Origin of the sequence: Pseudoalteromonas sp. CR1 (assembly GCF_019392235.1) — a bacterium.
Classification (GTDB): Bacteria; Pseudomonadota; Gammaproteobacteria; order Enterobacterales; family Alteromonadaceae; genus Pseudoalteromonas.
On record NZ_JAHXRM010000123.1, the window covers coordinates 1 to 298 of the forward strand.

1 pseudogene is annotated in these 298 nt (G+C 60.4%); it reads right to left on the reverse strand.

Annotation, left to right across the window (positions count from 1 at the left end):
* Positions 1-298: pseudogene (locus KZZ04_RS18755) on the reverse strand (3-deoxy-7-phosphoheptulonate synthase); the annotation flags it as partial.

A 298-nucleotide genomic window follows, 5' to 3' on the forward strand; every position in this document is an offset into this window, starting at 1 on the left:
GCGACGTTTTCCATCACCAGCGGTTGCAGGGCCGGGTCCTTGTTGGAATTGGCGTGGCTGCAGTCGATCATGATGTTCGGCTTGATCTTGGCTTTGTTCAGAGCCTGTTCGCACAGTGCAACGCTGACCGAATCGTAGTTGGGCTTGCCGTTGCCACCGCGCAATACCACGTGGCCGTAGGCGTTGCCTTTGGTGGTGACGATCGACACGCCACCTTCCTGGTTGATCCCCAGGAAACGGTGCGGGCTGGACACCGATTGCAGCGCGTTGATCGCGACCGTCAGGCCGCCATCGGTGC